The organism is Enterobacter sp. RHBSTW-00994 (assembly GCF_013782625.1).
In the GTDB taxonomy this organism is placed as follows: domain Bacteria; phylum Pseudomonadota; class Gammaproteobacteria; order Enterobacterales; family Enterobacteriaceae; genus Enterobacter.
Map to the genome: position 1 here is coordinate 2859315 of NZ_CP056199.1, position 22307 is coordinate 2881621.

The 22307-nt window shown below is 52.0% G+C and carries 25 protein-coding genes and 2 pseudogenes; all 27 read right to left on the reverse strand.

The genetic code is table 11. The features are described 5' to 3' along the window. Positions 1 to 278: 278 nt before the first annotated feature. Positions 279 to 662: pseudogene (locus HV346_RS13730) on the reverse strand (hypothetical protein); the annotation flags it as partial. 59 nt (positions 663 to 721) lie between these two features. Beyond that, entirely contained in the window at positions 722 to 961 is a 240-nt protein-coding gene (locus HV346_RS13735) for a cor protein (protein ID WP_181619885.1), read from the reverse strand. 108 nt (positions 962 to 1069) lie between these two features. Beyond that, positions 1070 to 1744, reverse strand: a complete 675-nt coding sequence (locus HV346_RS13740) for a hypothetical protein (protein WP_181619886.1) — start codon at positions 1742 to 1744, stop codon at positions 1070 to 1072. After that, positions 1745 to 2047: a hypothetical protein gene (locus HV346_RS13745; protein ID WP_181619887.1), complete on the reverse strand. Its 303-nt coding sequence runs from the start codon at positions 2045 to 2047 to the stop codon at positions 1745 to 1747. Further along, positions 2047 to 5232, reverse strand: a complete 3186-nt coding sequence (locus HV346_RS13750) for a host specificity protein J (RefSeq protein ID WP_181619888.1) — start codon at positions 5230 to 5232, stop codon at positions 2047 to 2049. Before HV346_RS13750 ends, HV346_RS13745 begins: the two co-directional genes overlap by 1 nt. Positions 5233 to 5295: 63 nt before the next feature. Then, the gene (locus HV346_RS13755) at positions 5296 to 5874 is read right to left on the reverse strand and encodes a tail assembly protein (RefSeq protein ID WP_181619889.1); all 579 of its coding nucleotides are present in this window, start codon (positions 5872 to 5874) and stop codon (positions 5296 to 5298) included. Between the two features lie 43 nt (positions 5875 to 5917). Then, the gene (gene yecR, locus HV346_RS13760) at positions 5918 to 6247 is read right to left on the reverse strand and encodes a YecR family lipoprotein (protein WP_249415095.1); all 330 of its coding nucleotides are present in this window, start codon (positions 6245 to 6247) and stop codon (positions 5918 to 5920) included. Between the two features lie 91 nt (positions 6248 to 6338). Continuing rightward, a complete protein-coding gene (locus tag HV346_RS13765) occupies positions 6339 to 7055 on the reverse strand; it encodes a C40 family peptidase (protein WP_181619890.1) in 717 nt (238 codons plus the stop codon). Between the two features lies 1 nt (position 7056). Then, positions 7057 to 7812 (reverse strand): phage minor tail protein L, encoded by a 756-nt coding sequence (locus HV346_RS13770; protein WP_181619891.1) that lies wholly within the window; start codon positions 7810 to 7812, stop codon positions 7057 to 7059. Further along, entirely contained in the window at positions 7809 to 8156 is a 348-nt protein-coding gene (locus HV346_RS13775; RefSeq protein WP_181619892.1) for a phage tail protein, read from the reverse strand. The genes HV346_RS13770 and HV346_RS13775 overlap by 4 nt, the downstream gene beginning before the upstream one ends. Before the next feature lie 3 nt (positions 8157 to 8159). After that, a complete protein-coding gene (locus HV346_RS13780) occupies positions 8160 to 10676 on the reverse strand; it encodes a phage tail tape measure protein (RefSeq protein ID WP_181619893.1) in 2517 nt (838 codons plus the stop codon). Next, positions 10666 to 10974 (reverse strand): annotated as a pseudogene (locus HV346_RS13785) (phage tail assembly protein T); the annotation flags it as partial. The gene HV346_RS13780 and the pseudogene HV346_RS13785, both read right to left, overlap by 11 nt. A gap of 8 nt (positions 10975 to 10982) precedes the next feature. Next, positions 10983 to 11396: a phage minor tail protein G gene (locus HV346_RS13790; RefSeq protein WP_181619895.1), complete on the reverse strand. Its 414-nt coding sequence runs from the start codon at positions 11394 to 11396 to the stop codon at positions 10983 to 10985. 36 nt (positions 11397 to 11432) lie between these two features. After that, positions 11433 to 12170 carry a phage tail protein gene (locus HV346_RS13795; protein ID WP_181619896.1) on the reverse strand — a complete coding sequence of 246 codons (738 nt, stop codon included), beginning with the start codon at positions 12168 to 12170 and terminating at the stop codon, positions 11433 to 11435. Between the two features lie 7 nt (positions 12171 to 12177). Next, positions 12178 to 12576, reverse strand: a complete 399-nt coding sequence (locus tag HV346_RS13800) for a phage minor tail U family protein (protein WP_181619897.1) — start codon at positions 12574 to 12576, stop codon at positions 12178 to 12180. After that, a complete protein-coding gene (locus HV346_RS13805; protein ID WP_181619898.1) occupies positions 12573 to 13127 on the reverse strand; it encodes a phage tail protein in 555 nt (184 codons plus the stop codon). Before HV346_RS13805 ends, HV346_RS13800 begins: the two co-directional genes overlap by 4 nt. Before the next feature lie 9 nt (positions 13128 to 13136). Further along, positions 13137 to 13490, reverse strand: a complete 354-nt coding sequence (locus tag HV346_RS13810) for a head-tail joining protein (protein ID WP_181619899.1) — start codon at positions 13488 to 13490, stop codon at positions 13137 to 13139. An 11-nt stretch (positions 13491 to 13501) separates the two neighbouring features. Continuing rightward, positions 13502 to 13918, reverse strand: a complete 417-nt coding sequence (gpFI, locus tag HV346_RS13815) for a DNA-packaging protein FI (protein WP_181619900.1) — start codon at positions 13916 to 13918, stop codon at positions 13502 to 13504. A gap of 45 nt (positions 13919 to 13963) precedes the next feature. After that, on the reverse strand, positions 13964 to 14989 hold the full coding sequence (locus tag HV346_RS13820; RefSeq protein WP_181619901.1) for a major capsid protein: 1026 nt from the start codon (positions 14987 to 14989) through the stop codon (positions 13964 to 13966). A 65-nt stretch (positions 14990 to 15054) separates the two neighbouring features. Then, complete coding sequence (locus HV346_RS13825) at positions 15055 to 15387, reverse strand: head decoration protein (protein ID WP_181619902.1); 333 nt, start codon at positions 15385 to 15387, stop codon at positions 15055 to 15057. Between the two features lie 9 nt (positions 15388 to 15396). Beyond that, positions 15397 to 16725 carry a S49 family peptidase gene (locus tag HV346_RS13830; RefSeq protein WP_181619903.1) on the reverse strand — a complete coding sequence of 443 codons (1329 nt, stop codon included), beginning with the start codon at positions 16723 to 16725 and terminating at the stop codon, positions 15397 to 15399. Beyond that, positions 16706 to 18298: a phage portal protein gene (locus HV346_RS13835; protein ID WP_181619904.1), complete on the reverse strand. Its 1593-nt coding sequence runs from the start codon at positions 18296 to 18298 to the stop codon at positions 16706 to 16708. Before HV346_RS13835 ends, HV346_RS13830 begins: the two co-directional genes overlap by 20 nt. Next, complete coding sequence (gene gpW / locus HV346_RS13840) at positions 18295 to 18501, reverse strand: gpW family head-tail joining protein (RefSeq protein WP_181619905.1); 207 nt, start codon at positions 18499 to 18501, stop codon at positions 18295 to 18297. The genes HV346_RS13835 and gpW overlap by 4 nt, the downstream gene beginning before the upstream one ends. 2 nt (positions 18502 to 18503) lie before the next feature. After that, on the reverse strand, positions 18504 to 20423 hold the full coding sequence (locus tag HV346_RS13845; RefSeq protein ID WP_181619906.1) for a phage terminase large subunit family protein: 1920 nt from the start codon (positions 20421 to 20423) through the stop codon (positions 18504 to 18506). Then, on the reverse strand, positions 20398 to 20943 hold the full coding sequence (locus HV346_RS13850) for a terminase small subunit (RefSeq protein WP_181619907.1): 546 nt from the start codon (positions 20941 to 20943) through the stop codon (positions 20398 to 20400). The genes HV346_RS13845 and HV346_RS13850 overlap by 26 nt, the downstream gene beginning before the upstream one ends. 397 nt (positions 20944 to 21340) lie before the next feature. After that, a complete protein-coding gene (locus tag HV346_RS13855) occupies positions 21341 to 21541 on the reverse strand; it encodes a hypothetical protein (RefSeq protein WP_171853725.1) in 201 nt (66 codons plus the stop codon). Positions 21542 to 22014: 473 nt separating this feature from the next. Next, on the reverse strand, positions 22015 to 22278 hold the full coding sequence (locus HV346_RS13860; RefSeq protein ID WP_249415096.1) for a hypothetical protein: 264 nt from the start codon (positions 22276 to 22278) through the stop codon (positions 22015 to 22017). Between the last annotated feature and the right edge of the window lie 29 nt (positions 22279 to 22307).

Genomic DNA, 22307 nt, shown 5'->3' on the forward strand with positions numbered 1-22307 from the left:
GCCAGAGCATTCTCCACATCACCAATAGCCAGACGATCAGCTTCAGCCTCCTGTGCGGATTGCGCCGCATCAGTCTTTGATTGCGCTGCACTGGACTCCGACTGAGAGGCCGCGGCAGCTTTCTGCGTTGCTGTGTCTGCTGCGCTTTCAGACGCGGTTTTATTCTGTGCAACCTCGGATGTGTCCGAAGCCACCTGCTGCGCATCAACATGTATCTGATCAGCCAGGACCTGAATAGCATCCACATCAATGCTGTTAAGAAGTTCTACAATTTTTACCCACGACGGGCCAGAGAATGACGAGCCATCTGGCAGCTTCACCGTGATATTACCGTTTACACTGAATACCGCCTGCCAGTTCTGTTTGTCGTAGTTAAGACCGCGCAAAGCCTCCGTTGTCTGAGCCACAAGCTCTGATGTCACCTGGTTTAGCGTATCGCGGGGAATGGCATTCCATGCAGCACCGGACTGAGCCGGGCCGGGGAAGACGCGAATGAGCGTTAATGATGTCGGGCTTTCAATTGATTTAACCGGGAGTGTGTAAGTGATCCCCCCAACTTTTGTCGCGACAAAATCACCCGCCACCAGCTCAGTGCTGAATGCGGTTCCTGCCCCGGAGACAATATCGGAATTATTTGTCAGGGTAAGTGTTCCTGCTGACATACAGCTCTCCTGAATTCACATAATAAAAAACCCGCCGGAGCGGGTTATGAGGTGGGGTATTATTTCGGACAGTTCGACCAGGTAAAGTTACTTTTATTCACCCATCGCCAGTTAAACGGATAACCCGCTTTATATTCTGTCTGATGTGCGCTCTCCCGCACACCGTAAATCTGCACAGTCTGTGTCTGACCGCCCAGCAATGCTTCGGCCTGACATACAGGCTGCTGTTTCTCCAGCACAGGCCCTGAACAGGCTGACAGGGAAAAGCAAATCAGCGTCGAAATAATAATGTTTTTCATATTTTCCACCAGAGAAAGTTATTTAAATAAAAAATAACCAACTGGCACAAATAAAATAAATAGTTTAAATAGATCGATAATCTGTAATTGATCGTTTAAAACGATCAATTAATCGTAGGCAGAAGTATTAATAGCCGTCAGCGCAAGTCCTGTGTTTGTTCCCCCTGCGGGTGAGCCCGTTCCTGTAGATGCCCCGCCTGCATTTATTCGCGTATTAGCACCATCGAATCTGCATGATGAATACGCATTAATTGTATAAATAGTGGGGGGCTGGGTAGAGTTGTTCACTATCACTGACTGACCCAGTTGTGCAGGTGCAACAGCCCATGACCCCGCAAGAGTCTGGTCGATGTTGATGCCCCCACTTGCTCCGGGTGTGCCAATTGTCTGCAGATCAGACAATACTCTTGATTCGTTCGTCAGAACGAGCTTCCCGGTCGCATCCCATATCGCAAAACCCCACGCAGGTAATGTCTGTGGAAATATAGCAAAAACATAAGCGGTTAACGTAAACCCCTGATTGTATGGATTTGCGCCAGAAACATACACATTATCTCCGATCCTGTATGATATTACGGGCGTGGGTTGTGCTGTGTTCGTTGTTTTTATAAAAACCATAACGGGATAATCGGATGGAATAGCAATATATTGCGAAACCTGCTGAGAATTTCCGTTTGCAGATGAATTAAAAGTATATTTTCCGTAAAGACAAAATGGGGTCGACTGGGGAGTGATGAAAGGATTGCCGTTATCCATCAATATCATTGCGCCAAAATCCGACATTCAGGCATTCTCCATAAACACAATCAACTCACAGGCTGAAGCCGGGTAATTACCGATCCCTACATCGCTTGCCGCCGTCAGTGAAATGGTGTTTCCGTTTGCAATGATCCGCCGGCCAACACTGGCCCCCCCGGCATCGAGCGAAACAACAAAACCGACCTTAAACCCGGAGGGAACAGTAAAACTCCACGAACCAGATGTCTGACCCGCAGCAAGCGGAATACGCCCTACCACCGAAACAGGTTTAAGTCCGTAGTTATTGGGAATACCATTCGCATCCCACGTCTGAATTCCCCATGACATCAGAAGACCCCCGTCAGTTTCCCAATCTGAACGCGAAGAACCCCGTTTGCATCCCTGATACTGTCAGTGACATTTGTGGATTTTCTGGCTCCCTGACCGTCACTGCCGTAGTTCTCCCAGGTTCCCGCTTTATCGAGCTTCCATCCTGCCTGCCCCGCAACGTAATTATTCGACTGGATAAACGCCCCGATTTTTGCGTTTGTGATCGTACCATTCTGAATAAAGGCAGAACTGATAAACACCTGACCATTAACAACGGCAAACGGTGAATACTGTGTGTCGCCACTGCCAGACATCAGCACAAACTGGTTAGCATTAAAACCAATGCGGGTGACAACCGGTTGCCCTGACTGTGCCAGAACTGCAATGCTCATCCCTGCGTTGTACATGATATCGTTAATCCTGACCCCTACTTTCAACGAATGAATCGCTGTAGCGCCGTCTGCATCAACGGTTGCGGTCAGTTTGTCTTCCAGTGTTGCGGTAACATCCTCAATCTGCGCCTGCACAGTCGTCGAAAGTTCGGCCATCGCTTTATCGACGTCAGCAATTGTCGTTCTGACAACGAGGATATCGGCGCGGACCGTACCAAACTGCTCCCACTGGTGGTCAACCGTGGCGTTGTTGGCCAGCGCATTCTGTAGCGCGGCTTCCAGATTAGTGTCGATGTCACTCGTCAGACGATCGCCATCAGCAGAGTTCAGAAAATCATCGGCGATATCGCCCAGATAGTCATCGGCGTTATCGTTAGACATGCCGCGTATCCAGTCTGTATACCCTGACTCATTACCCGTTTTGTCAACCAGTTGTGCGCGATACCAGAACTCCTGACCTGCCCGCAGACCAAGCTGTGTGTATTCCGCTGACGGGTAAGGCACATCACTCAGCAGCATCGGCTCTGAAAAGTCAGAATTTGGTGTGTACTGGATTTCCGTTTTCAGCGTATCAGCCGTGTTTTCCGGGAATCCCCAGTTCAGACGAATACCCCAGTTAATCCCCGTCGCCATGAAACCGACTGGTTTCGGCGGATTACCCACCTTCCCGGTCAGTGTGACCTCTTCAGAATATCCCCAGCCACTGGATATCTCCGCCGCGTTTATTGCCCGGACACGTACCAGGTAGCGTCCCGCGTAAATCGACGGGACCTCAAAACTGGTTGTCGAGTTACGGGGTACATTTACCCAGTTACCGTCATTACGCCGCCACTGTGCTTCATAGGAAATGGCGTTAGCCGCTTTATCCCAGGTCGCACGCATCGTTTCAAGGCTGATCCCCTGACTGACAACGGAATAACTGCTGATGGTGATGTTCCCCGGTGCAGACTGATTACCCGGCGGGATCACGCTGACAGGACGATCATCAATAATTGCGCCGGTATCAATACGGGCATATTTGTTCGGGTCATGCGCGGCAGCAGAAATGGTGAATGTACCGTCGTTATTGTCAGCAATGCTGACAACACGGTACTGCTGCGCATAAAGCGTGTCCGACTCAACAACCCAGACACATTCCGGGGCCGGCGTTTCGCTGTACGTATTCGTGACCGTGACCGTATTGCCGTTTACGGCCTGGATTGTACGGCTCTGCGAAACACCGGAAGGAAGGTTGATGATAAGCCTGTTACCCGCCACCGCATCAGGAACACGGTCCAGTTTGATCACGCGGCTGTTAACTGCGCTGATACGACCGCCTGTCACTTTCCCCGATAACATTTCATCAGCTACTGCGATGATGTAACCAGGCTGCGGAATATTACCGTCCAGCCCGACGGAGAAGGTTACTACCCGGTCCTTGTTGTTTGTGAGGATGCCCCAGCGCCCTTTGCGGTTAGCTTCTGACTGTCGGGTGCAACCAATGGCGGTCATTTCCAGCTGATTAAAACCGTAGCGTGCAACCAGTGGCTGCTCAAATACCGGCTCCATGGCATCAGCATACGCGTTCGCCGGATCAGACCAGCTCACCAGCGCAGTGGTGTAACGCGTTTTTGTCGTGCTGCTGGCGTAAGTAAACAGCCCGTCGATAACGTTGGCGCGGGTATAGCTGTAATCAATATCGCGTGGCATATCCGCCAGCGCAACAATCTGATTACCGCCCCAGTATGTCATCCCGCGAAAGATTGCAGCAAAATCCCGCAGAACCGTGTATGCGTCGTTCCTGTCCTGCACGTAAACATTGCAGATATACCGTGGCTCCGTTCCGCTCCCTCCTTTCCCGTCAGGTACAGGCTGGTCGCAGTATTGCGCCACCTGGTACAGCGCCCATTTATCAATATTCGCAGCAGTCAGACGATTGCCCAAGCCAAAGCGATCAGTCACAACCAGATCGTAAAAAATCCACGCTGGATTATCTGTCCACGCCCACTTAAACGATCCTGTCCACGTTCCGTTATATGAACGGCTCGCCGGGTCATAATTATCGGGTACGCGGATCACGCGACCGCGCGGCTTACAGGAAATCTGCGGGATAGAGCCGTTGAACTGGCTTGAATCGAACTCAACATACAGCAGTGCGGTATTGGGATAGCGCAGCTTTGCATCAATGACCTCGGTGTAACTCTGGATGGTCATTGAGTCACCGATTTTCGCGCTGTTTGCGTCAGCGGTTAGTTTGCGAAGACGAACCGTCCAGGTCGTGGCCCCACGCGGTAAATCGATGCGATGGCTGCGCTCATAGCCTGAGGTGGTCTTCCCTGTAACGGTCGTATTGATGACGGTAGTGAAACCGCCGCCGTTCGTCTGCAGATCAATGGCATAAGCGACGGAGTAACCCACCAGATCGCCATCATTCTCCTGCTTGTACAGTGATGCCCATTTGAGGCGCAAACGCACAGCAGAGAGCTGCGTGTTCGTGAATGTATGTGCCCATGCCGTGGCACTGGAAATCTCAGTGCCTACATTGATTTCATTTTCAGTACCGGGAATGCCCTGAATATAATTCTGTGCCTGAGTGCCAGGCCGGAATTCCCACGCCACACCACCAAAGTTTTGCGAACCATCAGCATTCTGTAGCGGCGTGCCATCAAGATAAATATCCCGCGCGGTTAATGCTCCGGCAAACTCCCCTTCACCCAGCGCGACAAGGATTTTAGCTTTGGCGACCGACTGCAGGTCATCGGGTTGTTCTGTTGGTGTTCTCGAACTTGAACTACCACCTTTGCGGCCCTTTATCGCTTTTTCTGTAGCCATATTTCGCCCATAAAAAAAGCCGCACAATGGCAGCTAGTGTTTGAATAACCGAAAATCGGTCCGTTACTGTTGATCTTCGACGTATATCCCGGCTGAAATAATGGCTCCGCCGATCAAACGTTTACCATAGAGAAGGGGTACAGGATTGCCCTGGGCTGCAGTGTTCGTCACACCACCAAATGCATAGCTGGCTTTATTATCCGCTGACTGTTTGCTGGCAAGACCTGCTGGTTGTGGTGACAGCATCTGAATTACACCACCAGCCATTAAGGCAACCCCTGGCGCAATCAAAACGCCGCCGCCATATGGCGATGTAATAGTTCCTACCACAACCAATACTGCGCCGAGAATTGTTTGCAGTAAGCCCGCCTTTTTACTCCCGATAATCACCGGAACAATGCGAATTACATCCCCAGTAACAGGAAACCCTAAGTCATCCTCACCAATGTTTTTCTTTCCGCGAAAAACAGCATAGGTTAGGCCACGATGCTTGCTGGTATTCATAAACTGCCCAAAGCCGCTAATAGTTGCAGCTAATGCTCTGCATGCCTCATGGGGGGTGCTGATTAAGCGATGGTGTGTTTTGCCAAACGTTTTACCAAGAACTCCGCTGAGTTTAATTTGCGTCATGACTTCTTGCATATTTTCTCCAGGCATAAAAAAAACCGCCTAAGCGGTTTTTTTGTCAATTCAGTGCAGCTTTCCCACCAGTGCATTGATACTCGACAGAGACATTCGACATAATACAACTGCCAAAACCATCCATCTGCGCACACTGGCTTGTTTGTCCGCCAAAAGGTTCTGCGCCTTCATATCCCCATGTTTTACATTTTTGAGCTGCTAAAGATGAAGCTTGATTAAGGTCTACAACTGGCTTTTCAAATTGCCCAACTGTATATCCCATTCGCACCGTTCCGTCGGCCTTACTCCCCCCCATAGGGACCATTTCTTTACGTACTGCACACCCAGATAAAATCATTGCAGCCAGAGCTACCAAGACTAACTTTTTCATCATTCAATACCCTCATTTACAATCAGAAACATCTTACCATCAAGATATCTAACTGCAACCTCAGGTATGGCGTTTGGTGAAGCAGTACAAATAGTTATGATTTAAAGAAATCGCGATAACGTAATAGTTTAACTGTTCGTTCCCGCCAATAACCACCATATGGCACTCGCTGACTCAGATGCCCGTACAGATGGTGCAGAAGCATATTGCCTTCGAGCAAGATCCCGGCGTGGTTCCATTTATTCGCCTGTACCTGCATGATAACCATGTCACCGGGTTGTGGTGGCCCACTGAACTCACGAAAACCGCATTCGTACCAGCAATCCTGGTAGAAGTTTTCCGGGTACTGGTCCTCCCACCATGGGTAATCAACCCGGTAATCAGTCAGTTCAATACCATGCGTTTGCCGGAAATAACTCATCACCAGCCCCCAGCAGTCGAAGTGCCCAAGAACAAACGGGCGTTCCAGCAGCGGCAGTTCCCCGCGCGGCTGAATGGTGCGTAAATCCCCCTCCGGCCAGCTCACGATGTGCCAGGGTAAAAGCGTTGCATCGCATTGCGCTTTATCCAGTTCGCTCGGTTGGGTGGTGGCGTCTGGGTGGCTGTGAACGATGGCGATCACCGTTCCCCAGTCTTCGGCTGCAGCATAATCCTCAGGTGACAGATGAAAGTGTTCCGCTGGCTCCGTAGCGAGATTACGGCAGGGAAAGTAACGCACAACGCGGCTCTTTTGTGCAACAACACCGCAGCACTCACGAGGATATTCAGCTGCAGCATGCGCCATAATGGCATCTATGGTTTTCTGACGCATATCAGCTCCTGATAAGAGAGGTTCCAGGGAAGCCTCCGAATGGTAGCTCATTACCGTCACCGAACCGGAGCTTGCACGACGTCAGCGTACCGCCGCATTCATCACGCGACGGGTCATCGACCGCGTTATTGTGCTTGTCAAAATAGCGGGTTCCGGCGTAATCACAGCCGTCACCGGATCGGTATTTATTGCGGATACACCAGGTGCAAAGAGAATGCAGCTGCCGCGTCGGGATCATCAACCCCTGCAGGTCCATCGGACTGGAAAGCGTAAACGCCACGACTTCATTCGTTTCACTTTGCTTGGCATCGATGTAGAACACCCGGAGCTTCTCCTGAGTCGGGTCAGCTGACGGATTACCGCCTTCGTAATTCTTCACATCGAGATACTGCGCAAGCGTGTCATGAATGGTCACTTTGGCCTGAAGTAAATCATCATAAGCCAGGCACAACGCAGTGATTGAACCATCGAGGTTCGCAACCGACAGCGTCGGCTGGGCGCTGGTTCCGTCCGTTGATGTTTCAATACCTTCGATCTGGCAGGGCCAGGCTTTATATTCCCGGCCCTGCCACCAGATGGATTTTGCCGCCAGTTTCGTCTCATCCCCACCCGACGCCGCAATCTCATCCGGGGTATGGGCAATGTTGTGGGCATGAAAATAAAGCACATCCCCCACACCGAAGGCTGTGCCGTCCACATCAAAAAGCCGGACAACATTACCCGGCTCCAGTTTCTGATAATCAGCGTTTAAACTCATGGTGCGAATGCCTGTTCAAAAGTTGCTGTAATGGTCATCACCTTCTTGTTTTTGACCACCTGCTTAAGCGAATCCGCTTCAACGCGCCACAGTGCCGCTTCACCAAACGGCGGAGTGAAAATAAAGGACCTTGTTTTGTGACGACGAAGAAAGGCATAGATCTGCAGTGCGACAACCGGGTTTCCCTTGAAAGAAAACGAATAGATCAGCTGTTCATCATTCAGACCAGAACCTGTTACCTGAGCGTAACCCTCGCCAAACTGCGCTTTTCGGACTGTATCCTTACTGTCCGTTGTGGGCTGGCCCGAAGACTGGATGGGCCAGGTAAACGTTTCAACTGCCATAAATTACCTGCCTTTTGTCGCATTCCAGATAAGACCGCCGGGCTTCAGCTCCTGAGCAATGCCGTCGTTGATCGATTTATTGATAACCTGCTTATAGGCTTTACCCAGTTGATCACCATTATTCTGCTGCTGCGTTCCGCCGGCAGTATTTTCGACCGTCACCGGCGCATACACGCTGACCCCGAACGGCGCGGCGGCAGGAACAGATCCACTGCCCCCGACAAGACCGCCTGTCGCATAGCCTTTCATCATCCGGTACAGATTTCCGACACCGATCCGGCTGGTTGCCTCCTTGGTGAAGACAAACTCACCACGGTGAACCACGCCTGCAGGATCGTACTTTCCACCTGACCCGGTATAACCGCCCCCCGCAAACCCCATGGCAGACGTGGCTGAACTGACCAGGCCTGCCATTGCCTGCTTCATCAGAATTTGCGTCAGCATGGATAACGTTGACCGGGTAAAGTCAGCCCAGTTTGCTTTTCCTGTTGTCAGCATGTCAGCCATGTTCTGCCCGATACCGTCAAACGTGCTTGTGGCAAATGACTTCATCTGCCCGTAGGCATCTGAGGCAGAGTCGGCATACTCAGCCCAGGCGGATTTCGCGCCAGCCTGCCAGTCGCCACGGAGACTGTCCTGTTCAGCGTAATAATTTTTCAGGGCAGCAAGCTCATTCTGATAACCCTGGTCCGTATCGCTCCCGCCAGCATTCATCCAGCCCTGACGGAGCTGAGCTTCTTCATTCTGACGCTGCGCGCCCCGACTGCTCATTGAACCGCCAGCAACCAGAGCCCGTGTTTTCTCACTCATCTGAGTGACATATTTCTGGGAAGAATCCTGCAGGCGATTAAGGCGTTCCTGCGCCACTATCTGATCGCCCAGCCTGGCATTCAGTTCAGCGCGGGACAGGACCTCCCCCTTGCTCGCCAGCAGTGATTTCTCTTCTGCCGACAGGGTTCGGGTTTTTGCAGCTTCCTCAAGTACAGAGAAACGTGACTGCTGGCGCCACAATTCCTGTCTCTGCTGGCTGATGGTGTCATTGATGCCTTTGTGGTCCTGCAGCATTCTGAGCTGAGCTTCAAGCTCCATCGTCTGGGCACTGGCAGCATCGGTCGCTCGCGTTCCTGCGGGTGTTCTGACAGCAGCCGTTTTTTTCGGCTTACTGAGCGTGGCTTCATACTCCTTTTTCGCGGCAGCCAGGTTGATGTTGTAGTCAGACTGCAGGATCCGCCCATCCTTCAGCGCCTTGTTCAGCTCATTTTGCCGGGACGTGTATTTTTCCAGTGCGCTCTGGGTTTTGGCATAATTGGCCTGCGCCTGTGCAGCGTACTTCTGGCGATCAGATTCCGCTGCCGCTTCCCGCGACGCGTTCTCTTCGTTGGCTCTGGCGTTCCCGGCCTGCTGCTGCGCCATATCCAGTGCAAGCCTGGCGGTTTCGCGGTCATTCCAGAACCTTGCACGCGCCTCATCGTTTACGTAACGATCTCCCTTGCGCAAGTTCCAGATCTCATCCGCCTTTTTAAAGGCCGCTTCAGCATTCGCGACCATTTCCTGCGCGGTATCAGGTCGACCAATATCCAGCGCGGCATCCCACATCGATTTAAAGGCACGTTTCAGCGTGTCAGCCGCTGTCTCAATCGTGCCCATGTTGTCACGGATGGATTTTGTCTGATCGTTAAAGCCTGCTGTAGCCGCATCGTTCGCAGCCTGCAAAGCTGCCGCCTCATCACCGGCCCGTTGCAGCTGTGCAACATATGCAATCTGCTCCGTCGTGACGTTATGAAACTGCTGCGCCATCGCAATCAACCCTGACGTCGGGTCGCTGGTCAGTTTGCCAAATGCGGCAGCAACCTTATCAACCGGAACACCGGATGCTTCGGTAAAGCGTGCAACCGCTTGGCTCATATCATCAAAACGGGAGCCTGCGCGCACTCCCGCGTTAATCAGCTCCGTCAGCGCTTCACTGGTCTGGTTAAACGTAAGCCCGGCGGCCTGCCCGTTTCTGGCAAGCACCAGCATACGATCAGCAGTCAGCCCGGAAATGTTACCGGAGAGAACCAGTGTTTTGTTGAAATCGGACAGCGTGGACGAACCGGCATACCAGGCATAAAACAATGCCCCCGTTGCGGCAGAGAGTGCCCCCACACCGACCATAAGCGGGGATATCGTCCCCAGCAGTGCCCGGAATGTCGGAAGGATCCCCCCAAATGAATCCTTCACCTGCCCACCCTGCTGCAGAAGGATCAACCACGGACTCTGGCCACCAGCAAGCTGAGTCGCGATATCTGTAAACTGTGCCGGAAGCATACGCATGGCCGCGTTGTACTGCCCGACTGAAATTCCGGCCTTACGGGCGGCATTTTCCTGCCGGCTGAATGACTGCTGAATCCGCAATGCAGCATCGTTCGCCGCATCACCTGTTTGTTTAAACTCTTTTTTTACATAGCTGATTTGCTCACTGAATTTCGTCGAGTTAACGTCAAGGTTAACGACAAGATCACCGACCGCTGTCTGGGCCATAGCGCACACCTCCTGAAATACCTGACGCCTTCGCCATCAACGCATCATCATCGGACTCCTCATCGTCAGGAGACTCAGACTCAGGCGACAGGATACTGAAGCTGGCAGGTGTCAGCTCCGGATCGGCAAAAAACAGGGTTGATATGGAATAGAGCAAACTGGAGAAATGAGCATCCAGTTGCGCATCATGAAAGAAGTTGTCCCGGTAGAAGGTTTTCCAGTCGCCGTATTCTGTTGAGGACATGCCAGCAAGCATGGCGCGCCAGTCAGGGCGACCGAACTCGCGCGCCAGTTTCATGGCAAAAGTCAGCTCGCTGGCGAGGGCTTTTCCGCCGTAACGGGCTCAGCAGGCTCCTTACCGTCTTCCGCAAGACCTTCCTCCGGAGGCGCAATCATGCCGGACAACAGTTTCACCTTAAAATCGGCTTCGGCAATCATTTCTGTCGGCCAGGTCTGCATCACTTCAGCCTTAATTTTTGCCACTTCTGCAGCAGCACCTTCCGGCAGCGTCCCTTTCAGGGGGTGTGCGTGCCAGAGCGACATTGCTGTCAGGAATGCGCCGTTCTCCACCGTCAGCGTGATGGCTTTCTGAAAATCCCCCTCTTCGAGGGACTCAATCTTTTTAAGGTATTCGAGATGCTCAATACGCTGCAGGGCAGATAACTGGTACAGCGTCACACTATTACCGTTTCGCTCAAGCGTGTCGGTTTTAAGGAACATAGATAACTCCAGGAAACGGGGCCAGAGCCCCGGTGATCAGGAAACCGTCACTTCGCAGATCGCCACAAAGTTACCGTCGTTGGTCATGACAATAACTTCTGCGGTCCCTGCATCCACCCCGGTGATGGTCAGGGTTGTACCGGCTGCCACAACGGTCGCTTTTGACGGGTCTGACGTGGCAACCCGGAACGAAGTATCCGACGCGCTTGCAGGCAGCACCGAAACCACCAGTTCAGTGGTCGAACCCGTCGCCACGACTGCAGTCGTTTTATCGAGCGTGATCCCCGTTACCCCAATAACCGGGGAAGAACTGTCTTCTGCGAGAGAAGGTTTGCCGTTATTGGTGATTTTTACGGTCCGGGTCATGACCTCCTTTGCCGTCACAGTTTTGCCAAGGCTGCTGAGCCAGCCTCTGAACACATCAACAGTGCCATTCGGATACTTAATTTTGTATCCCCGGACGGTTCCTTCATCGAACCAGACAACCAGCTCCTGCTGGCCGCTTTCACCGGGCTTCCAGGCAAGAGTAAAGCTGGTTTCACCGGCTGATTTCTGCCCCTGTGCCGTTGAGGTCCAGTCGGCATTAATATCATCGATGTATGTGTCATCCTCGGACTCAGCCGTCAGTTCGCCAGGCTGCAAATCTTTAATTTTTGCCAGGCGAAGCCAGTCAACATCAGAAACCGGATTGGTATAGGGATCGCCCGTTCCGTTATACACCCAGAGTGTGGTTCCGGCCCCTTTGGTCGGGGCCAGCGGGTTTGGTGTGGTCATAACGTCCTCACATTTCGTATGTAATGGTATATTTCAGATCGGCAGAGCTCCAAAGACCGAGATCCTCATCGCGCTGGTAGTCAAACCCCTGCTGCACCATGTTGGTAAGGAGCTGCGCAAGTTCCGGAATATTCCCCAGAACCGGATAAATGCGAGACTCCATCCATGCATCCAGTTCAGAATCAGGAACCTGTGCCGGAAGAAAGACTTCAATATGCAGCGAGGCCTGCCAGGTATCCGCATCCAGCTCATCCCCGGTGTATTCCGCATCTGTCAGATAGACGGCAATGACAGGGAAATCGCCGTCCTCCAGCACAGCTGGCCGCCCGTCAAAATAAATAACTTCACTACCAATAACGCCTTCCAGCGCATCAATAATGGTCTGTCGGATATCACTGTGTTTCATCGTGTCAGAATTAACCTGAGTTGGTTATTAAGGGATGCCCGAAGTTCTTTGGGCATGTCTGTTTCCATGAGCTTCGGTAGCTCATCTTTGAAAGCAGTAGTTAAAGGAGCGGCAAGTGGAATACTGACGACTTCGATCGGATAACGTGGTTTGGCTGTTCGGCGCATAACATGCCAGCGCCCATTTTTCAGTTGCTGGATGAATCCACCAGGGAAGCGAAACGGGCCGATCCTCAGTACGCTGTTAGCCCCTTTCTTGTCGCGTTTTCTGCGGGACAAACGTAGACTGGCGGTCCCAAGTTTAATGGCGGGAAGGTTGCCACGGTTTACCCGAATAAGTGCCCGTGGCTTGCTTGCCGTCGCCCGTCTTATCCTGGCCCGCTGCTTGATCAGCTTTCGTGGTACGCGGGTATCTTTTGACACCACGGCCACACTGCGGCTGACCGCCCGGCTTGCCACTCGGTTAACAGCCTGTGCAGATGCCCTCGGAACAGCCGTTTTACTGATGCTACTGAGATTTTCGATCGCCTGCTCAAGACCTTTAATGGGCATAAAGACTCCTTAGCGGCGACGAGTTGTGGGTGGAGGAGAGCCATTACCCAGCCAGATGTAACAGGATCCACAATCATCCGGGCCAATACGGTCAACCCAGAATAACCGACCATTAATCATCAGCGAATCCTGTCGCTTTAGCTGGCTGACAGTGGCTGTTTTGACAAACAGAGACGGACTGGTTCCTTCCACCCGGACCCCTGTCCCGGCGTAGCCTATATTTTCAGGATCATCGAATACACCGTTCAGCACCACCCCCGACAATACGCCAGATGTCACCTTTGCCTCAGCCCCCATTACGCCGCGAATGGCATCATCAGCATTTGCCATCGCTTCATCAAAGAGGTTATCGAAATCAGCCATTCGGCCCCCTGTCAGACTTTGCGGGCCAGGCCTTTATCGTCCAGCTCGTCTGCATCCTGTTCAGATACACGGATAATCGCACCTGGCTCGACAATGGATACCGGTTCATTCCGTGTGGCATGCAACGCGTCAATATGCAGAGTGACCAGCGTTTCTACGGAGACCAGATCAATATTCGTGGCGGTTTTTCGGGTAAGACCTGCCGGTGGATGCTCGATGTCATTGCCGCTATCTTCACCGGAAGGGATGGCAGAAGAAATCAGATTGCCATCGACACCGTTAATCGACCCGGTGCTTTCATCCAGCTCCTCTTCAAGTTCAGCAATACGCATTGCAAGCTCCTGAATAGTGCCGCTGGTGCTGACTTCACGATTTAGCTTCTCACCAAGCTCGTTAAGACGAGCAATAAGCTTTTCTTTCTCTGTCATGGGAATACTCCACAAATGTGGCCCGAATGGGCCACTGGATTGAAATTAAGCCAGCTTGACGGACACGAACGCGTCAGGATCAGCCAGGAGCATCAGAGGGGCTGACTGAATCATGGTGAACTCGCGTGCCGGATCACCCGTTTGCACCCAGTTTTTTGGGTAGCGCGGCGCAGCATTAATACCTTCGCGCTGGGCATCTGCATCAAGGATGCAACCATAGGTACGCAGCCCACGCGCCTGGGTGTTCCCCAGCACCATCGTCAGGTCAGGCAGATAGTTCTTTTTGATGTCGTTTTCGATGTACTGACCGGAATACACCACAATGGCCACATCGCCATACATACCCTTGTAGGAAACGGCCATGCCAAGGTCTTTCAGGGCGGTTTCAAGCTCTGAATTAGAGCCACGACGCGTATCCAGTTTCTCCTTTACCGCCTTGAAGGAACGGAACAACGCCCAGCCTTTCGGATCGAGCACGATAATATTGACCACACCGCTGGCATTCAGCGCATACGCTTCAATGTCATCGGTCGGGTCATACGTTTCTTTGTCGCGGGCGGTCCATGCGGCCGCACCAGCCTGGATGATGTTGTTACCGGCGCTGCGCCCCATATCAACTTCAACCGGCTCAAACGCTTCCCCGGTCATGGTGTATTTCCCGCCAAGTACCGCCGCAACAGCCTGTTTCTCTTCAACCTGTGCAATCGCCAGCTCTTCATCCTTCATATTCTGGAGGATAATTCGACGGCGGCGATAGACCGGATCAGCGAGATTCTGTGGGTCCTCGTCCGGCAGACGACGAAGGGTCATCAGTGGGTTAACTTCATGTTTAGGCTTCACATAACCGGGGGTGAATTCAGATGTGCTGCCGCCACGGGAGCGGATCACTTTGCCAGAGACAATCGGCGAGACATACAGCGCCATGTTGACCATGCCAGGAATTTGCGACAGATAGACCTTCTCTGTAGTGAAGGGATAACTTTCGCGGAAGAAGATACGCAGGAAGAGCGGGTCAAATTTAAATTTCTTCTCATTGACCGCGATCAGCTCGGCAGTAGTGTAAACGGACATAGATTTTTTCCCGTAAAAAAAGCCGCATATGCGGCTTTTATGGATGATGGTTGTAAAAATGTGGGTTAAACGATGCTGATGGCCGTACCGGAAAATGCGTTACGCTTGATATTTTCGCCAGTGACGCCAGATGGCCAGAGCACATCTTCAATACGGAAAGAGCCAGATTTATAAAATGTCAGCTCTGTGCTGTTCTGGTCTGCGGTTACAGCAAGAATGCCCATTGCTTCGCCAGCATGAGCACCATCCCAGACGGTCAGCTTACCTGAGGTGGCATCCAGCATGAGTGGCGTCATTGCTGGCGTAGATGCCGTCAGTTCGCCCGGCCCATACGCGGTATGAGCCGGATCGCTGTTGCCGAGCGGCTGGTTATGTGTGAAAACTTCATTAATTGCCATGATAGCCTCTTAAACGGGGGTGTTTAATAAATCGTTAACAGCATCTGTGGATGCGCCGCCTGCTGAGAGTGCGTCTGGTGCTGATTCCATCAGGCGATCCAGCGCCGTGTCGGTACGAGCCAGGGCATTTTGAGGTGCGGCGGCAAGAATGCGCTGTGCGCACTCAACCGTCATACCCGGCGTTTCCGCCAGTGCACGTGCCTGTGATTCTCGCCCTTTTGCCTCTTCGCAGTTCAGGATCCCCATGATGCGGTTATTCTCTGCGGCTACTGCTGCAGAGACCTGAGCACTGACATCTACAGAGGCCGCAACGGCAATGGTTGTCGTGTCAACAGTTGTGACCTGTTCAGTCGGTGCAGTAGTAGCCGCAGGCTTAGTGGTAACTGCGGATGAAGAAGGTGATGGCATAATTCCTCCAAAGGTTATTTTTTTGCGTCTGTCGAGTGCTTCGCGCATCACGCTGAGCGCATCGGTATTGTTAACAAGTTCATCTGCCAGTCCGTTATCCACTGACTCCTGACCGGAAAATACTGCCGCTTCAGTGTCCAGCACAGTCTGTACGGACAAGCCGGTATAAGCGGAAACCTTTTCGGCAAACATCTGACGCGTGGCATCGATACGCGTCTGGAAATCAGCACGCACATCTTTAGGGAGCTTTTCGTAAGGGTTGCCGTCGACCTTGTGATCGCCGCTGTAAATCAGCGTGACCTCAACGCCGTTAGTTTTGAGAGCTGCACCATAGTTACTGTGTGCCATCATGACCCCGATGGAGCCGGTTCTGGCCGTTTGTGTGACCAGCTGTCGCGATGCAGAGCTGGCAATAAGCTGCCCAGCACTGCAGTTCATGTCATTTGCCAGCGCCCAGATGGGTTTGATATCGCGCATACGGGCAATAATGTCGGCGCAGTCAAACGCCCCGGATACCATTCCCCCCGGCGTATCCATATCCAGCAGAATACCGTCTACGCCGGGGTCACTCATTGCCTGCTGCAGGCGAGCAATAATTCCGTTGTAACCTGTCATGCCGGAGTAAGGCTGCAGGGACCGGGTTTTACTGACCAGCGTGCCGGAAACCGGCAAAACCGCGATACCGTTTGTCACCAGATAGCTGCGTGATGGCCGGGGATCCATGTCCTCATCATCGTCGAACAGTGCCAGCGGTTCATCAATCTGTTCTGCACCAAGCGTGACACCAGAAACAGAATCAGTCAGCCGGGTGATCCCCAGCTGACCTGCCAGCGCGCAAAAGAAAACCCGCGCGTAGGCGGGTTCGAGCATTAGCGGCTCATTAAAAGCCATGCTGGCTATATGCGGGAGATTACGCAGCTCGTGTGCCATTTTCCTCCTCCTCATTTGATTTTTTGAGTCCTGATTCGAATGCCGCCGCCGCCCATGCTGGCGGCGTAAGTCCTGCGGCCCGACGCTCCATCGTTTCGCGCACCTGCTGGGCAAAAATCTCCTGGTAGTCTTCGCCACGTTTGGCACATTCTTTCTCGTAGGTGCTCAGCCCGGCCTCGATCAGCATGACGGCTTCCTGCACTTCCTTCAGCCCGTCAATCGCCATACGCCCCGATCCGATCCAGTCACAATTTCCCCATGCACTTCTCGCCTCCTGAAAACTGAAGCGGGCTTTAGAGGGAAGTGCCACCACCCTGCGGACAATGGCTTCCTCCAGCCAGCAAAGAAACATCTGGCAGGACTGTCGGGCAGCCACAAACTTGCGCCGCCCCATGAAGAACGCCCAGGATTCATTGGCGCTGGCGCGCGCCGTGGAATAACTCATTTGTGAGTAATTCCGCGAAAGCTGCTCATACGAGACACCCAGCCCGGCGGCAATGTACCGCAGCAGTGACTGCTCAAACGTCGAGTAGCCGTTATCAGTATCCTGTGCCGACTGCAGGTTAAGGGAGTCACCCGGCATCAGGTGAGGAACCTTTGAACCGCCAAGGCGAACCGGAGCTGCCGTGTAATACGACGCCATTTCCCCCAGCCACCCATTCATTTTGCTTTCCTGTTCCTTACTGCCGGAGCCGAGAATAAAGTCCATCGCTGTCTGAGTGTCCAGTTCACTTTCGATGGTCGCCGCATACATTGCCTTCACTATTGCGCTCTGCAGTTGCGTATTTTGCAGGGTATCGAGCATTTTCATCTGCTCCATTACACTGTAAAAAACGTTAGCACCACGGGTCTGCCCATCTTCCAGTGGTTCGAACACATGAATAAATGAAGGACGTCCACCGGGTAGCTCCCGTGGGATATAGGTCCATTTCTGCGCCATCCAGCCCGGATAACCATCCTCACTGACGTAGTAACCCAGAGCTGCGCCACTGTCATTTATCCTGACGCCGGCACGACAATTACGGGAATCTCCCGCATTATTCGGGTTACTGACGCGCTTCGGACTGACCATTTTGAATTGCGTGCGGAAAAGTCGCGTGGAGCTGCTGTCCCATGTCGGCTGGACACATAATTCCCCGTTAAACGCGTGCATGGCCACACCTTCACGGATCATCATGGTGAACGTGCGCTTACGCTCGGCATCGATACAGCAACAGTCGTCTTCAGCAAACTCTTTCCAGGCCGCTTCTACTTCCCGTGAGAATGCCCTGGCTTCCTCCTCACCAATCCCCAGAAATCGCCAACTGGGGCGATGGCTCAACCGGAAAAAGGATCCCACAATGTGGTCCTGGTGAAGCTGAACCGCATTCGCTGCATAACCGTTATTTCTGACCAAATCATCAGCGCGGGCATTACCACGCGAAAAATTAGGCAAAAGCGCGGCATCCGCACTTTCACTCGGCGGATTCCAGGCGCGTAACTGGCCGCCAAAACCTCCGCCACCGCCGTGATACCCTGCGTATTCCCGCAGAGAGGTTCTGCCATCCGGCCCCACTAAAGCTGGTGATTTCATACGTAAAATCCTGCCGGTCCACGGCGATGTGAAGTGGAACCAACCTGAGATTCCAGGTCAGCAATGTATTTTTTAAGATCGATGACAGAAGTGGTCGTAAACTCCACCCTTCGACCGTCCTTCTGCACCGTCGTGACCCGCTTTCCCATCATAAGTTCATGTAATGCAGCGCGTGCGGCATCCAGATCAGCCTGTGTCGCCATTATTATTCTCCGGCTAATGCCCTGGCATAATCCGCCAGAGTTTTGTTAGGTTTACGGCTGGTTTCTTCCTCCAGCAGGCTTGCCAGAAGAGAATCGAGGTTAAGCTGCCAGCGCGATACACTGATCCGCAGCGCCGCCAGCGCATAAACAAAGCAGTCCAGCGCCTCATTTCGCCTTTTTTTACTGTCCCAGAGGATTTTCTTCTTACCGTCAACCCACTTCTCCACCTGTTCTTCGGCTGTCAACTGCTGCGCCTCGGCCAAATCGTATATTTCAGGGTTGTTTGGGAAATGCACAGCACCCGCCAGGGGTTCATCCTCTTCTGGAATGAGCGTGAATCGGTTATATATTTGTTCTTTAGCGGTATCCGTACCCACTTCAGTAAGATACACACCGTTTTTGTTACGTTTTCGCGGCATACTCGCAACGGGCTTACCGTAAACCGATGCCCCTTTTACCGGGATAAGGCGAAACAGCCCATGTTTTTTCGAACGGTTGTACACAATGGTCGGATCGATACCACCAATATCCCAGCAGATACGCGAGATCGACATTTCGACCCCGTTCTGTCGGGTGTACATCCTGTTTATGGCCTCATCCACCCTGATGAGTGTGGACTCATCGTCATGACGCCCCATGATGATCTGCCTGTCAATAAGCCAGCTTTCTTCACCCGGTCCCCATCCCCATACGCGCATCTCATAACGATCAAGCTGGGAGTCTATGCCGGCAGTCAGGTAGGCCACCCGATCAGGTACAGCCGCTCCAAAATGCTCCTTTCGCTCGGACATAACGTCCGCATCAGGACGCTCACCAATTTTCGGTTCCCATGTTTCACCCAGCGTGGTGTTTACGAAGGTTTTACGCTTCCCTGTATCGCCTTTCGTTTTGATCCAGTCCTTGACGATTTGCACCCAGGTTGTGAACGGGCTATAGGCGGTCCAGACATGAAAAGTGACACTGTCTGGCGGATCTATCTCGTTACCGGAAGAAGAAAACCAGCTCAGCCCATCCCTGGTCCATATCCCCGTTTCGTCACAGATGTACCTTGCATCTGTGAAATCAAGTTCCTGCTGCCTGATAACGCAGGCGTTGCGTTCGCAGAGATAAAATACGCTGGAAGGTTCACCTGGCGTCCATTTAAAGCCGAATGGCGTCTCTTTATCGCCAAATTTAAGGTGCTGCTCTTCACCACAGTGCGGACAGCAAACATGAAATCGCATAAAGTGCTGTGATTCGCTGGCTGCACGCTCGATCTGGCAGGTTCCCCTGACCTTTGGAGTGGAGCCGCGTATTGATTTAGGCCAGACTGACCCTTCTATGCGCTTGTCGCCAAGAAAAGTAGGTGAACCTTCCTTCTCAATATCTTCATCAAAGGCAGAAAGTTCGTCGTAACCCGCCACATCCACAGATTTTTCACGATAGTTTTTTGCGGCCTTACCGCCCAGACACCAGAACCCTCGCCCGTTTGAAAACCGCTTAAGGCTGAGAGTATTATCCCGGTGCTTTTTCCCATACCAGGGGGCAAGCGCCAGAAGGGAAGGAATATCGCGAATCGTCGGTTCGACGTGGGATTTCATGAAGTTTTCTGCGTCACCGTCGGTGGGCAACCAGATAAGGGAATTTCGCTGCTTATGCTGAATAAAATAGGCATACACACCGAGCAACATTTTCGAATAACCGACACGGGCAGATTTAACGACATTAACTTCACGGATATAGTCATTCCCCATCGCATTCATGATTGCGCGTTGAAACGGCAAAGTTTCCCAGCGCCCTTCCTGATAAGAAGACTCTTTCGGGAGATAATAGTTATCGTCTGCCCATTCAACCGCTGTCTGCGGTTCTGGGCGGAACAGAGAACGAAGTCCCGCACGCGTCGAATGCTGCAGCCCCTTAACCTGACTGTTCGATGTATTCACTCAGCAACCCCGGTATCATGTCATCCAGCGCAGCTGCTTTGTTCATTGCCTTAATGATGTCCTTCTTAAGGAAATCAATATGTCGGTTCTCCAGCTCCGGGAAGCGCCGCTGAACCGACAGAGGTACTCCATCGAGGATACTGGCAATTTCTCCGGCTATCCGCGACAGCACGAACGTGCAGAATGCGGTCTCCACCACTTCAGCAGACTCTTTTGCATTTTTGAGTTCCTGAGCGTCAGCCTGTGCTCGGGTAAGCCGATGCCGCTCATATTCAATCGTACCAGGCTGAAGATCAGACTCTGATGTAATGCGCAGGTCTTCGACCTCCTTCCGTAATTTTTCATTCTCTATCGCTGCGTCCCGCGCTGAATACCATTCAATAGTGGCAGCAGAATCATAGAGAACCTCATTCCCCTTGCCGCCGCCTCGTGCGACAGGCATTCCCTGATCCTGCCAGTTCTGAATCGTGCGGACGCTGACTCCAAAAATCTCAGAAAGACGTTTTTTATTCACCTCCATACTCACTCCAGGTGCAAAACAGAGAAAGGAAACGATCAACGGCAAATTACTGTTTTTCAGGCGGATCCATTTCCTTTCTTTTTATAGAATGTTACCAATAAAAACAAATAGTTAACAAGAAGAAGAACGGAAACGGCAAACACCAGAAAAACTTCATAAATAGCGAGAATCTGCGCGGACGCCGCCCCGTAGCAGGTCGGATCGCCGGAAAGGACCCAACAAGTGATAATGACTATCATTTACAATCACTCAAGCCCTCCCTTTACATTTGGACGTCCAAACGTCCATTTTTGCAAATCCCGTATATCTCATATCCTCACCAGGGTGATATTGATGTCTTCACCCGCTTATGGGGATAACCATTATCAAGCCCACCATCAGGTGAGCTTTGTAATGATTACTGACGAACCACATGCTCATAACGGGAGACCGTCTTTCCGTTCTGGTTCATCACGTAGGCAACCTCTCCCTCTTTCAGGAAGATGTTCTGATCCATACCGGATACAGCAATGCTTTGCTGTTTTGGATTGAACCCTACGCTCAGGCCATCGTGAATCTCTTCACCGCCACCAGGCGACATTACTTTTACTGTTAACATGCTTCTTCTCCTTCTTCTGGGAATAAAAAAGGCCGCCATTGGCGACCTTGGTTGAAATGATGCTATTTGTCAGGACGTATGACACGAGTAACAGCAGTAATAACAGCCGTTCGATTGGGGATATGTTTTCTTGGCCTCTCGAACTGCCGGAGAGCATGTTTCAAAAATGCCCAGATATTGTCTATTCGATTCAAGTGGCAATCTGTCGCACGAACTAACATGTACTTCATGATCACCATTAGCCTGCGCATTTTTGTTGACGTAGTAATACTGTCCCATTGTTATTTTCCCAGAGTTACGCTGCGATGATGCAGCATCCGGAATAGTAACTTTTTATCGCCTCTCTTTACTCGATATATCCTTCAATATTGAGAGGGTTCACTTTGGATATACTGGCTGAGTGATCAGCAGTAAGAGTCAGGACGGGCCACAGCACGACATTCCCACAAAGTGGCTGAAATCAACGGTGATAGTTAAAGCCTTCCCCCTTTACTCTTGAGCACTGCCGTCGCTTCATCACATTTGGACTGGAGATAGATTCGACGAGTTGAAATCTCGCTTGTTGGGCAGTTAGTCACAATACAATACCCTTCTATCCATGCCTGCTCTGTATCCTGTGCGAATAAATTTTGAAAGATACTTACCCAGTCACTGTTCGGCACGCCTTCAAGTTCGAAAAATTTCAACGCACCACTCCCACGCAGTGTTCTGTACTCATCCAACCCTAAAATTTTCAAGATAACGTCTCCTTATTATTTTGGAGAGT

Bases quoted from the DNA above. Each gene is read 5' to 3' on its own strand.
- HV346_RS13780 (WP_181619893.1), bottom strand. From the start codon at position 10,676: ATGGCCCAGACAGCGGTCGGTGATCTTGTCGTTAACCTTGACGTTAAC.
- HV346_RS13850 (WP_181619907.1), bottom strand. From the start codon at position 20,943: ATGGAGGTGAATAAAAAACGTCTTTCTGAGATTTTTGGAGTCAGCGTC.
- gpFI (WP_181619900.1), bottom strand. From the start codon at position 13,918: ATGACAGAGAAAGAAAAGCTTATTGCTCGTCTTAACGAGCTTGGTGAG.
- HV346_RS13855 (WP_171853725.1), bottom strand. From the start codon at position 21,541: ATGTTAACAGTAAAAGTAATGTCGCCTGGTGGCGGTGAAGAGATTCAC.
- HV346_RS13820 (WP_181619901.1), bottom strand. From the start codon at position 14,989: ATGTCCGTTTACACTACTGCCGAGCTGATCGCGGTCAATGAGAAGAAA.
- HV346_RS13835 (WP_181619904.1), bottom strand. From the start codon at position 18,298: ATGAAATCACCAGCTTTAGTGGGGCCGGATGGCAGAACCTCTCTGCGG.
- HV346_RS13755 (WP_181619889.1), bottom strand. From the start codon at position 5,874: ATGCAAGAAGTCATGACGCAAATTAAACTCAGCGGAGTTCTTGGTAAA.
- HV346_RS13770 (WP_181619891.1), bottom strand. From the start codon at position 7,812: ATGAGTTTAAACGCTGATTATCAGAAACTGGAGCCGGGTAATGTTGTC.
- HV346_RS13805 (WP_181619898.1), bottom strand. From the start codon at position 13,127: ATGCCCATTAAAGGTCTTGAGCAGGCGATCGAAAATCTCAGTAGCATC.
- HV346_RS13800 (WP_181619897.1), bottom strand. From the start codon at position 12,576: ATGAAACACAGTGATATCCGACAGACCATTATTGATGCGCTGGAAGGC.
- HV346_RS13750 (WP_181619888.1), bottom strand. From the start codon at position 5,232: ATGGCTACAGAAAAAGCGATAAAGGGCCGCAAAGGTGGTAGTTCAAGT.
- HV346_RS13745 (WP_181619887.1), bottom strand. From the start codon at position 2,047: ATGTCATGGGGAATTCAGACGTGGGATGCGAATGGTATTCCCAATAAC.
- HV346_RS13825 (WP_181619902.1), bottom strand. From the start codon at position 15,387: ATGGCAATTAATGAAGTTTTCACACATAACCAGCCGCTCGGCAACAGC.
- yecR (WP_249415095.1), bottom strand. From the start codon at position 6,247: ATGATGAAAAAGTTAGTCTTGGTAGCTCTGGCTGCAATGATTTTATCT.
- gpW (WP_181619905.1), bottom strand. From the start codon at position 18,501: ATGGCGACACAGGCTGATCTGGATGCCGCACGCGCTGCATTACATGAA.
- HV346_RS13790 (WP_181619895.1), bottom strand. From the start codon at position 11,396: ATGTTCCTTAAAACCGACACGCTTGAGCGAAACGGTAATAGTGTGACG.
- HV346_RS13830 (WP_181619903.1), bottom strand. From the start codon at position 16,725: ATGGCACACGAGCTGCGTAATCTCCCGCATATAGCCAGCATGGCTTTT.
- HV346_RS13765 (WP_181619890.1), bottom strand. From the start codon at position 7,055: ATGCGTCAGAAAACCATAGATGCCATTATGGCGCATGCTGCAGCTGAA.
- HV346_RS13735 (WP_181619885.1), bottom strand. From the start codon at position 961: ATGAAAAACATTATTATTTCGACGCTGATTTGCTTTTCCCTGTCAGCC.
- HV346_RS13795 (WP_181619896.1), bottom strand. From the start codon at position 12,170: ATGACCACACCAAACCCGCTGGCCCCGACCAAAGGGGCCGGAACCACA.
- HV346_RS13775 (WP_181619892.1), bottom strand. From the start codon at position 8,156: ATGGCAGTTGAAACGTTTACCTGGCCCATCCAGTCTTCGGGCCAGCCC.
- HV346_RS13810 (WP_181619899.1), bottom strand. From the start codon at position 13,490: ATGGCTGATTTCGATAACCTCTTTGATGAAGCGATGGCAAATGCTGAT.
- HV346_RS13740 (WP_181619886.1), bottom strand. From the start codon at position 1,744: ATGTCGGATTTTGGCGCAATGATATTGATGGATAACGGCAATCCTTTC.